The organism is Sphingomonas jejuensis, assembly GCF_011927695.1.
GTDB classification, from domain to species: domain Bacteria; phylum Pseudomonadota; class Alphaproteobacteria; order Sphingomonadales; family Sphingomonadaceae; genus Sphingomonas_K; species Sphingomonas_K jejuensis.
The window spans coordinates 819,978-830,203 of sequence record NZ_JAATJE010000001.1; the positions used below are offsets into that span (position 1 = coordinate 819,978).

10 protein-coding genes are annotated in these 10,226 nt (G+C 68.0%); 4 read left to right on the forward strand and 6 right to left on the reverse strand.

Features of this window, described 5'->3' with window-relative positions; translation table 11 throughout:
• Nucleotides 1–11: 11 nt before the first annotated feature.
• Nucleotides 12–1,841 carry an aspartate--tRNA ligase gene (aspS, locus tag GGR88_RS04150; RefSeq protein WP_167953263.1) on the forward strand — a complete coding sequence of 610 codons (1,830 nt, stop codon included), beginning with the start codon at nucleotides 12–14 and terminating at the stop codon, nucleotides 1,839–1,841.
• A gap of 1 nt (nucleotide 1,842) precedes the next feature.
• Entirely contained in the window at nucleotides 1,843–2,178 is a 336-nt protein-coding gene (locus tag GGR88_RS04155) for an HNH endonuclease (protein ID WP_167953265.1), read from the forward strand.
• 52 nt (nucleotides 2,179–2,230) lie between these two features.
• On the opposite strand, the gene GGR88_RS15215 is transcribed toward GGR88_RS04155, so the two are convergent.
• Together GGR88_RS15215 and GGR88_RS04165 are read right to left on the reverse strand one after the other, a co-directional pair.
• On the reverse strand, nucleotides 2,231–2,899 hold the full coding sequence (locus tag GGR88_RS15215) for a PEPxxWA-CTERM sorting domain-containing protein (protein WP_245196437.1): 669 nt from the start codon (nucleotides 2,897–2,899) through the stop codon (nucleotides 2,231–2,233).
• Between the two features lie 148 nt (nucleotides 2,900–3,047).
• On the reverse strand, nucleotides 3,048–3,311 hold the full coding sequence (locus GGR88_RS04165; protein WP_245196438.1) for a GCN5-related N-acetyltransferase: 264 nt from the start codon (nucleotides 3,309–3,311) through the stop codon (nucleotides 3,048–3,050).
• Between the two features lie 61 nt (nucleotides 3,312–3,372).
• Between GGR88_RS04165 and dnaE the strand changes: the two genes are divergently transcribed.
• Nucleotides 3,373–6,858 carry a DNA polymerase III subunit alpha gene (gene dnaE / locus GGR88_RS04170; protein ID WP_167953269.1) on the forward strand — a complete coding sequence of 1,162 codons (3,486 nt, stop codon included), beginning with the start codon at nucleotides 3,373–3,375 and terminating at the stop codon, nucleotides 6,856–6,858.
• A gap of 27 nt (nucleotides 6,859–6,885) precedes the next feature.
• On the opposite strand, the gene GGR88_RS04175 is transcribed toward dnaE, so the two are convergent.
• Nucleotides 6,886–7,971 (reverse strand): PA0069 family radical SAM protein, encoded by a 1,086-nt coding sequence (locus GGR88_RS04175; RefSeq protein ID WP_167953271.1) that lies wholly within the window; start codon nucleotides 7,969–7,971, stop codon nucleotides 6,886–6,888.
• 115 nt (nucleotides 7,972–8,086) lie between these two features.
• Here GGR88_RS04175 and GGR88_RS04180 point away from each other — a divergent pair, with 115 nt between their 5' ends.
• Nucleotides 8,087–8,698: a superoxide dismutase gene (locus GGR88_RS04180; protein ID WP_167953273.1), complete on the forward strand. Its 612-nt coding sequence runs from the start codon at nucleotides 8,087–8,089 to the stop codon at nucleotides 8,696–8,698.
• Between the two features lie 37 nt (nucleotides 8,699–8,735).
• Here GGR88_RS04180 and GGR88_RS04185 read toward each other — a convergent pair whose 3' ends face one another.
• From GGR88_RS04185 to GGR88_RS04195, 3 genes are read right to left on the reverse strand one after another with little or no spacing between them, the layout of a single operon-like run.
• Entirely contained in the window at nucleotides 8,736–9,056 is a 321-nt protein-coding gene (locus GGR88_RS04185; RefSeq protein ID WP_167953275.1) for a hypothetical protein, read from the reverse strand.
• 57 nt (nucleotides 9,057–9,113) lie between these two features.
• Nucleotides 9,114–9,524 (reverse strand): DUF983 domain-containing protein, encoded by a 411-nt coding sequence (locus GGR88_RS04190; RefSeq protein WP_167953277.1) that lies wholly within the window; start codon nucleotides 9,522–9,524, stop codon nucleotides 9,114–9,116.
• Entirely contained in the window at nucleotides 9,521–10,153 is a 633-nt protein-coding gene (locus GGR88_RS04195) for a septation protein A (RefSeq protein ID WP_167953279.1), read from the reverse strand. The genes GGR88_RS04190 and GGR88_RS04195 overlap by 4 nt, the downstream gene beginning before the upstream one ends.
• Nucleotides 10,154–10,226 lie beyond the last annotated feature (73 nt).

Below are 10,226 nucleotides of genomic sequence, written 5' to 3' on the forward strand. Positions count from 1 at the left end.
TTTCTCCACCGATGCACGCCTACCGCTCCCACACCTGCGCCCAGCTGCGTGCCGGCGACGTCGGCTCCACCGTGCGCCTGTCCGGCTGGATCCATCGCAAGCGCGACCATGGTCAGCTGCTGTTCGTGGACCTGCGCGACCATTATGGCCTGACGCAGGTGGTGGTCGACAGCGACAGCCCGGCCTTTGCCGCGCTGGACGGCGCGCGGGTTGAATCCGTCGTGACGGTGACCGGGCGCGTGGTGGCGCGCGTGGCGGAAACGGTGAACGCCGGGCTCGCCACCGGCGAGATCGAGGTGCGCGCCGACGAGGTGGCGGTGCAGTCCGCCGCCGCCGAGCTGCCGATGCCGGTCGCGGGCGACGCCGAATATCCGGAGGAGATCCGGCTGCGGCACCGTTACCTCGATCTTCGCCGCGACAAGCTGCACGCCAACATCATGCTGCGGTCGAGCGTCATCGCGTCGATCCGCAAGCGCATGATCGACCAGGGTTTCACCGAGTTCCAGACGCCGATCCTGACCGCGTCCTCGCCGGAAGGCGCGCGCGATTACCTGGTGCCCAGCCGCGTCCATCCGGGCAAGTTCTACGCGCTGCCGCAGGCGCCGCAGATGTTCAAGCAGTTGCTGATGGTCGCCGGCTTCGACCGTTACTTCCAGATTGCGCCCTGTTTCCGCGACGAGGATGCGCGCGCCGATCGCAGCCCGGGCGAGTTCTACCAGCTCGACTTCGAGATGAGCTTCGTCACGCAGGACGATGTGTTCGCCGCGATCGAGCCGGTGCTGCACGGCGTGTTCGAGGAGTTCGCCGACTGGCAGGGCAAGGGGCGTCAGGTCTCCGCGCTGCCGTTCCGGCGGATCCCCTATGCCGAGTCGATGCTGAAATACGGCAGCGACAAGCCCGACCTGCGCAACCCGATCGAGATCGCCGACGTGTCCGACCATTTCGCGGGATCGGGCTTCGGCCTGTTCGCGCGGATCGTGGAAGGCGGCGGCGTGGTGCGCGCGATCCCGGCCCCCGCCACGGGCGACAGGAGCCGCAAGTTCTTCGACGACATGAACGACTGGGCGCGCAGCGAAGGTCATGCGGGCCTTGGCTACATGACCATGAAGGGCGGCGAGGCGGGCGGCCCGATCGCCAAGAACCATGGGCCGGAAGCGACGGCGAAGCTGATCGCGGCGCTCGGCCTCGGCCCGGACGACGGCGTGTTCTTCGCGGCCGGCAAGGCGGCGCAGGCGGCCAAGCTGGCCGGTGCCGCGCGGACCCGCGTGGGAGAGCAGCTGGGCCTGATCGACGCCAACCGGTTCGAGTTCTGCTGGATCGTCGACTTCCCGATGTTCGAATATGACGAAGACGCCAAGAAGGTGGACTTCTCGCATAATCCCTTCTCCATGCCGCAGGGCGAGCTGGAGGCGCTGGAGACCAAGGATCCGCTCGACATCCTCGCCTACCAGTATGACATCGTCTGCAACGGCGTTGAGCTGTCGTCGGGCGCGATCCGGAACCACCGGCCGGACATTATGTACAAGGCGTTCGAGATCGCGGGCTATACACAGGCGCAGGTCGACAGCGACTTTGCCGGCATGATCAACGCCTTTAAGTTCGGCGCGCCGCCGCACGGCGGATCGGCGCCGGGCATCGACCGCATCGTGATGCTGCTGGCCGACGAGCCGAACATCCGCGAGGTGATCGTCTTCCCGATGACGCAGAAGGCGGAGGACCTGATGATGCAGGCCCCTGCGCCCGTGACGCCGAAGCAGCTGCGCGAGCTCGGCATCCGCATCGTCGAGCAGCCGGGAACCAAGCCGCAGCCCGCAGCCGCGGCGCTGGTCAAGCCGGAGTAGCTTGGTCGGCCGGCGGCAGACGCGGTGGCGGGGCGACGACCCCGCGCCGCCGCCGCCGGCACCCCCGACATGCGCGCTGTGCCAGCGCCCGCTCGGCCGTCGGGTCGAGCTTCACCACCTGATCCCGAAATCGGAGGGCGGGCGCGACACCGTGCCGGTTCATCCGATCTGTCACCGCGCCATCCATGCGGCGATGGCGAACCAGCTGTTGGCGCGCGAGACGCGGGACGTGGCCGCGCTTCGCGCCCGGCCGGAGTTGCAGGACTTTCTCCGCTGGATCGCCGACAAGCCGTCGGACTTCCACGCGCCGACGCGGCGTCGCCGCGACCGGGCATGAAAAAGGGCGACGCCGTGGCGCCGCCCTCCTTCAACCTGCAGGTGGCGGTCGCTTAGGCGAACGCGACCTGGCCCGACGCACGGCGGCGGCGCATGCCGGCACCGACCATGCCGAAGCCCGCGATCATCATCGCCCAGGTCGCCGGCTCCGGCACCGCGGCGCGGAAGTTGTCGATCTCGAAGCTGTTCTGGCCGCTGGCGAACGTCACGCTGGAGAAGCCCTGAACGCCGGCGAACATGAAGCGGCCGTTGGTGCGCGACGACACCTGGTCGCCGTTGGCCGGACCCTGGATGCCCGACAGGGCGAGAAGCTGGCCGCCGGTGAAGGTCTGCGACGCAGCGCCGTTGAAGGTGATCGTCAGGTCATTGTACGAGTCGATCGAGCCGATATCGATCATGAAGCTGTTGATGTTCAGCGCCGGATTGATCGCCAGCGTGGCCGTCCCACCGCCGAGAACCGACAGATACTGGTTGGCGGTCGAGCCCGACGGGTTGCCCGGAGCCGGCATCGCACCGAACTGATCGGTCACGTTGCGGAACAGGAAGCCCGTGCCGGTGACCTGGCTCTGTTCCTGCGAGGTGTTGAAGTCGTTGCGGAAGATGATGTTCTGACCGCCATTGGCGTTCGAATAGGCATCGCCGACGCGGGTGATGGTGACGGCGGCGTTGGCGGAGGTGGCGGACGCCAGCAGCGTGGCGGCGAGAGCGATGGTGCGGATCATGGCGGTAACCTTTTTCGAGCGAGTTGTTAACGGGCCAATCTCCGCAACAAGCGTGCCAGAACGTAAAAACAACAACTTAGCTGGTTAAGCTGCCGGTAGCTGTAATTTCAGCCGACGGAATGTCGCCCAGATCAATGAACGAGCACGGTTAATCCTTGCCCCGCCACGCCAGTGAGCGGGCGTTGAGCGCCGAAAGGTCGGCGGTGCCGGCCAGCACCTGCTCGGCCAGGTCGACGGCGGCGCGCAGCCGGTCGGCCGACACGGTCAGATAGGCCGGACGGGCGGAATGGGCGTCTGTCCAGCGTCCGCCGAAGGCATGATCCAGGAAGACGCGCTGAAAGCAGTGATCCAGCCGGATCGGCCAGCGCCGCCCCGTCGCGACATCCGGCAGCAACCGGCGGGTCAGCTCCATCCACCGCGCTTCAAGCGCTTGGCGGTTTAACGAATCGAGCGGAGGTCCCATAGTCTCGGTCATGTCCCCAACGCCCTTTGTTCCGCTCCGTGTCCTGTCCGCCTACACCATGCTCGAAGGGGCGATCGACCCGAAGCTGATCGCCGCGCAGGCCCGCAAGCTCGGCTTTCCTGCCGTCGCCATCTGCGACCGCAACGGGCTTTATGGCGCCATGGCGTTTTCGGAGGCCTGCATGAAGGCGGGCGTGCAGCCGATCATCGGCGCGCTGCTCGCGGTCCGGCGTCCCGACCTGCCCGACATGCCGGGCGGTGCGATCGACTGGCTTGCGCTCTACGCCAAGGACGAGCGCGGTTATGAGAATCTCTGCGCGCTGGTCTCGATGGCGCATCTCGATCGCCCGGTCGAGGAGGACGCCCATGTGGAGCTCGACCAGCTGGAGGGTCGCACCGACGGGCTGCTCGCGCTGACGGCGGGGCGGGAGGGGGCGCTTGCCCGCTTGTTCGAGGATCACCGCGAACAGGCGGCCTATGCCTATGCCGATCGGCTCGCCGCGCTGTTCCCGGACCGGCTTTACGTGGAGCTGTCGCGCTGCGGCAACGCGGTGGAGGAAGGCGCGGAGGCCGACCTGATCGCGCTGGCCTATGCGCGCGGCTGGCCGGTGGTCGCGACCAACCCGTGCAGCTTTGCGGAAGCCGATTTCCATCCCGCGCACGATGCCATGCTGTGCATCGCCGGCTCCGCCTATGTCGACAGCACCGACCGGGTGCGAAGCGCGCCCGACGCCTGGATGAAGCCGGCCGCCGAGATGCGGCGCCTGTTCGAGGACTTGCCGGAGGCCATCGCAAACACCGCCGTCGTGGCGCAGCGCTGTGCCGTGGCCGCCCCGGCGCGCAAGCCGATCCTGCCGAGCCTGGCGGGCGACCGAGAGGCCGAGGCGATCAAGCTGCGCGAGGACGCGCGTGCCGGGCTGGAGGAGCGGCTGAAAAAGGCCGGCATTGCCGACGACGCGTCGCGCGCGCTCTATTTCGATCGCCTCGACTTCGAAGTCGACGTGATCGTGAAGATGGGCTTTCCCGGCTATTTCCTGATCGTCGCCGACTTCATCAAATGGGCGAAGGGCGAAAGCATCCCCGTCGGCCCGGGGCGCGGATCGGGCGCCGGATCGGTGGTCGCCTGGGCGCTCACCATCACCGACCTGGACCCGATCAAGCTCGGCCTGCTCTTCGAACGCTTCCTCAATCCGGAACGCGTGTCGATGCCCGACTTCGACATCGATTTCTGCGAAACCCGGCGCGAGGAGGTGATCCGCTACGTCCAGCAGAAATATGGCCGCGACCATGTCGCGCAGATCATCACCTTCGGGCGCTTGAAGGCGCGCGCGGTGCTGAAGGACACCGGCCGCGTGCTCCAGATGAGCTACGGCCAGGTCGACCGGCTTGCAAAGCTGGTCCCCAACCACCCGACCGACCCATGGACGCTGGAGCGCGCGCTGAACGGCGTGTCCGAGCTCGCCACCGAATATAAGCGCGATGCCGAGGTGAAGCGCTTGTTCGACCTGGCCATGAAGCTGGAAGGTCTTCCACGCCACAGCTCCACCCATGCCGCAGGCGTGGTGATCGGCGACAGGCCCTTGAGCCAGCTGGTGCCGCTCTACCGCGATCCGCGCTCCGACATGCCGGTCACGCAGTTCGACATGAAATATGTCGAGGGCGCCGGGCTGGTGAAGTTCGACTTCCTTGGCTTGAAGACGCTGTCCGTGCTGCGGAAGGCGACCGACCTGCTGGCCAAGCGCGGCGTGCACATCGACCTGGATGCGCTCGAATGGGACGATCCAGCGGTCTATGCGCTTCTTCAGCGCGGCGAGACGGTGGGCGTGTTCCAACTGGAATCCGAAGGCATGCGCCGCACGCTGTCGGCGGTGCGGCCGACCAACTTTGGCGACATCATCGCGCTCGTGTCGCTCTATCGGCCGGGTCCGATGGACAACATCCCGATGTTCGGTGACCGAAAGAACGGCCGCGCCGCCATCGCCTATCCGCACCCGCTGCTCGAAGGGATCCTGTCGGAAACCTACGGCATCTTCGTCTATCAGGAACAGGTGATGCAGGCCGCGCAGGTCCTCGCCGGCTATTCGCTGGGCGAGGCGGATCTGCTGCGCCGCGCGATGGGCAAGAAGATCAAGGCCGAGATGGATGCGCAGCGCCAGCGCTTCGTCGACGGGTGCGCGCGCAACGACATCGGGGCGGAAAAGGCGAACGAACTGTTCGACCTGATCGACAAGTTCGCGGGTTACGGCTTCAACAAGAGCCACGCGGCGGCCTATGCGCTGCTCGCCTATCAGACCGCCTGGCTGAAGGCGCATCACGCGCCCGAGTTCTTCGCCGCGTCGATGTGCTTCGACATGGCGCTGACCGACAAGCTGGCCGTTTTCGTCGAGGACATGCGCCGCATGGGCGTGCCTGTGCTCGGCCCATGCGTGAACGGGAGCGTCGCCGAATTCGATGTGGAGGAGGGGGCGGTCCGCTTCGGCCTGGCCGCGCTGAAGGGCGTCGGCGAGCGGGCGATGGAGCTGCTGGTGCAGGAACGGTCGGCCGCGGGCGCCTTTGCCTCGCTGGACGACTTCGCCGGCCGTGTCGACCCGAAGCTCCTGAACCGACGCCAGCTGGAAAGCCTGGCCGCCGCCGGTGCGTTCGACGCGCTGGTGGACGGCGGGCGGAGCCGCCGCGCCGCCGTGTTCGCCGCGGCCGAAACGCTGCTGGCCGTCGCCGTGCAGGCGCATGGCAGCCGGACGAGCGGGCAGGGCGGCCTGTTCGGTGCCGGCGACGCCAGCGTCTCCGCGATCCGGCTGGCCGCCGACGCCCATTGGTCGATCGCCGACGCGATGGCGCAGGAAAAGGACGCATTCGGCTTTTACTTTTCCGCCCATCCGGTCGACAGCTATCGCCATGTCGCGGGCGCGCATGGCGCAAGGCCGTACGCCACCATCTGCCGCGATCCCGCGCCGGCCGACGGAGGCCGTGTCGGCGCGACCATGGCGTTGCTGGTGGAGGACGCGCGCTGGCGCACGTCCGCGCGTGGCAAGCGCTACATGATGGCAACGGTGTCGGATGCGTCCGGACAGTTTGTCGCCACCTGCTTCGACGACGAGGTCGCCGCGACGATCGAGGAGGCGGCGCGCGCCGGCGGCTGCGCGCTGGCGACGGTCGAGCTGGACCGCCGCCCGGGCGAGGAGACGCCGCGCGTCACCATCAAGGCGCTTCGCCCGCTTGAGGGGCTGACCGCGAACGCCCGATTGGTGATGGAGGTGACGGTCGCCGATCCCGCCGCCGTTGCAGGGCTGCGCAGCCTGGTCGGGTCGCCGGGCGCGGGGCGGGGCGAGCTCCTGCTGCGCGCGCGACTGCCCGACGGGGGCGAGGCGCTGCTGCGGCTGGGTCGCGGGCTGCTGCTCGATGCGGAACTCGCCGCCCGGGCCGAGCGCATGCCGGGGGTAACCGCGGTCGCGCTGCGGGCGGCCGGCCCGCCGCAGCTGGCGGTGGTCGGGGGCTGACGGCGGCCGCATCACGGCCGGGCCCGATCAGAACAGTCGGAGCTGATCGCCCGCCGGCGGGCGGAACAGGTCGCAGCGAAGCTGGATGCGGCGGTTGTCGATCCCGGCCTTGACGCACGCGATGCGGAACCGCGCGCGGATCAGGTCCGCCCATGGCCCTTGCCCCTGCATGCGCGTAAAGAAGTTGGGATCGTTGTCGCGCCCGCCGCGGATCGACCGAACCGTGGCCATCACCTTGCCCGCGCGTTCCGGATGATGCGCCGCCAGCCAGTCGCGAAACAGCGGGGCGACCTCGTGCGGCAGACGCACGGGCATGAAGAACACACCGCGCGCCCCCGCCGCGCCGGCGCGCGCCACGATCGCCTCGATCTCATGATCGGTGACGTGCGGGATGACGGGCGCGATCGACACAAAGGTCGGTACCCCCGCCGCGACCAGCGCCTCCACCGCCGCCAGCCGCTTTTCGGGGTGCGACGCGCGCGGCTCCAGCGTGCGGGCGATGGCGGGGTCGAGCGAGGTGACCGACATCATCACGGCGGCAAGCCCGTCCGCCGCCATACCGGCGATCAGATCCAGATCGTCAAGCACGCGCGCAGACTTGGTGGTGATGGTGATCGGGTGCCGGCACTCGCGCAGCACCTCCAGGCATGCGCGGGTGATGCGCCAGTCACGCTCGATCGGCTGATAGGGATCGGTGTTGGTGCCGAAGGCCAGCGGCCGGCACTCATAGCCGCGCTTGCCAAGCTCCGCCCGGAGGAGCGCCGGCGCATCGGGCTTTGCAAACAGCCGGCTTTCGAAATCCTGTCCGGGCGACAGGTCGTGATAGGCATGGGTCGGTCGCGCAAAGCAGTAGACGCAGCCATGCTCGCACCCGCGATAGGGATTCACCGAGCGGTCGAACGGAACGTCGGGGGACTGGTTGCGGCTGATGATGGTTTTCGGCGATTCCACCGTGACGGTGGTGCGCAGCGGTGGCGCCCGCCCATCGATCAGGTCGCGCTCATCCAGCCAGTCGCCGTCCGCGTCGCGTGCGGCGAGGCCGAAGCGCGACGGCGTGCGGTTGGTCGGCGCGCCGCGCCCGGCACGCAGCTCATGCTCTCGGCCCGAGTCCATGCCCAAGGATAGCGCGATCGACGGAACATATAAAGAACGTCGTTCCCGACTTGCGTCCCACCCCGCTGACGTGCGTTAGGGCTTCATCCGTCATCAACCCTCGAGGAGATGCCTCATGGCGTTCGAACTGCCCCCGCTTCCTTATGACTACGACGCGCTGGAGCCGACCATCGACAAGGAAACGATGACGTTCCACCACGACAAGCATCACAAGGCCTATACCGACAAGCTCAACGAGGCGGTCGAGAAGGACCAGAGCCTTCAGGGCAAGTCGATCGAGGAGATCCTCGGCAACATCTCCTCCGCCCCGGCGGCGGTCCGCAACAATGGTGGCGGCTTCTGGAACCACGACTTCTTCTGGAACACCATGAAGAAGGGCGGCGGCCGGCCGTCGGGCGCACTGAAGGACGCGATCGACCGCGACTTCGGCTCGCTGGACAAGCTGAAGGAGGAATTCAACACGAAGGGCGCGGGGCAGTTCGGCTCCGGCTGGGCCTGGCTGATCGCCGATGCCGACGGCAGGCTGAAGGTCACCTCCACACCCAACCAGGACAATCCGCTGATGGACGTGGTGGCCGATCGCGGCACGCCGCTGCTCGGCAACGACGTGTGGGAGCATGCCTATTATCTCACCTACCGCAACGATCGCGGCGCCTATCTGAAGGCGTGGTGGGACGTGGTCGACTGGGACAAGGTCGGCGAGCGCTACGCCGCGGTCGCGGGCTGACGGGCGCGCGACGCTCCCACGTTGGGGGCGCCGCGGCCTAGAAGGGGATTCTCAGCCGCACCATCGCGCGCTGGCTGGTCTCCCCGCGGGAGAGCGTCGCCTGTTCGGCATCGACCGACAGGCGCGCCCCGCCCACGCCGATCTCGGCGCGCGGCAACAGCGCTTCCTGGCTGTAGCGCCCGTCATCGAGCGGCGGCGCGGCCCGGCGGGCGCAGACGAGGATCTCGTTCGGTTGAAGCGTCGCCCGGGTGCAATCGGCCGCCGCCGGACGCGCCACGTCCTTGAGGTCAAAGCTGGCGAGGTCGGGCGGCGGGTTCGCCAGCGACATTTGCATCAGCAATGCGATGGCGGCGCTCATGACGGTTCCTTTCCGCCACCGATGTCTATCGGGATTGCGGCGGCACAAAGGCCGCCCTCAATCTCGAACGATCCGGCCTTCCCGCGCGCGGTAGAAGAACTGGCTCGCGACCAGCCAGCCCTTGAGCGGGCGCAGCGGCAGGACCGTGCTCAGAGCCAGCACGGGGACGCTCACCAGCAGGTGCACCCACCAGGGCGGATCGGCGATCACCTGCAGCATCAGGATGAAGACGACGCCCGGCACGCACGCGAACAGCTGCACGAACACCGCCGGCCCGTCCGCCGGATCGGCATAGCTGTAGTCGAGCCCGCACACGCCGCACCGGTCGGCCAACGTCAGGAACCCCTTGAACAGCCGGCCCTGACCGCAGCGTGGGCACCTCCCGAGAACGCCCGTCCTGACGGGATCGAGGGGTGGCCAGCGCCGTCCGTTCTCGTCGACCAGCGGATCTGGTGCGGGGGCGCTCATCCCTCGGCCGGCGGCTTTGCGATCGGATCGGTCGGGTCGGCGAGGCCGTTCTTCAGCAGCATCGGGATATTGGCGAGCACGAACACCAGCGTCAGCGGGATCGCGCCCCACAGCTTGAAGCCCACCCAGAAATCGAAGTTGGTGGAGCGCCAGACGATCTCGTTCAGGATGGCCATCGCCAGGAAGAACAGCGTCCAGTTGCGGGTGAGCTTGCGCCAGCCGAGGTCCGTCAGTCCGGGGTAGGTGGTGTCCAGCAGCATCTTCAGCATGGGCCGGCCGGTCATCAGCCCGATGCCCAGCGTGCCGGCGAACAGCAGGTACACGAAGGTCGGCTTCATCTGGATGAAGCGCTCGTCACGAAACAGGAAGGTGAGCGCGCCGAAGGCCAGCACCAGCGCACCCGTGATCCACAGCATCGGCGGCACGCGCCGTTCGACCCACCAGCTGACCGCGATGGCCGCCATCTGCGCCAGCATGAAGGCGGCGGTGGCCGTCAGCACGCGCTGAATATGAAGCGCGCCCGGCGCCAGCTGGTTGGTGGCAAAGAAGATCACCAGCGGACCATAATCCACCGCCAGCCTGAGGCCGGTGGACATGGGCGCGCGGGGCGAGGGATCGGCAGTGGTCATGGGGCGGGGTCCTGCCCGTCCGTAACGGGGAAGTCGAGGGAAGCGTTCGCCTCGTCAACGCTCTCCCGATGCC

What these genes read in the sequence shown, in the direction of transcription:
- aspS (WP_167953263.1), top strand. Translation starts at nt 12, where the DNA reads ATGCACGCCTACCGCTCCCACACCTGCGCCCAGCTGCGTGCCGGCGAC.
- GGR88_RS04190 (WP_167953277.1), bottom strand. Translation starts at nt 9,524, where the DNA reads ATGAGCGCCCCCGCACCAGATCCGCTGGTCGACGAGAACGGACGGCGC.
- GGR88_RS04180 (WP_167953273.1), top strand. Translation starts at nt 8,087, where the DNA reads ATGGCGTTCGAACTGCCCCCGCTTCCTTATGACTACGACGCGCTGGAG.
- GGR88_RS04165 (WP_245196438.1), bottom strand. Translation starts at nt 3,311, where the DNA reads ATGGAGCTGACCCGCCGGTTGCTGCCGGATGTCGCGACGGGGCGGCGC.
- GGR88_RS04175 (WP_167953271.1), bottom strand. Translation starts at nt 7,971, where the DNA reads ATGGACTCGGGCCGAGAGCATGAGCTGCGTGCCGGGCGCGGCGCGCCG.
- dnaE (WP_167953269.1), top strand. Translation starts at nt 3,373, where the DNA reads ATGTCCCCAACGCCCTTTGTTCCGCTCCGTGTCCTGTCCGCCTACACC.
- GGR88_RS15215 (WP_245196437.1), bottom strand. Translation starts at nt 2,899, where the DNA reads ATGATCCGCACCATCGCTCTCGCCGCCACGCTGCTGGCGTCCGCCACC.
- GGR88_RS04185 (WP_167953275.1), bottom strand. Translation starts at nt 9,056, where the DNA reads ATGAGCGCCGCCATCGCATTGCTGATGCAAATGTCGCTGGCGAACCCG.
- GGR88_RS04195 (WP_167953279.1), bottom strand. Translation starts at nt 10,153, where the DNA reads ATGACCACTGCCGATCCCTCGCCCCGCGCGCCCATGTCCACCGGCCTC.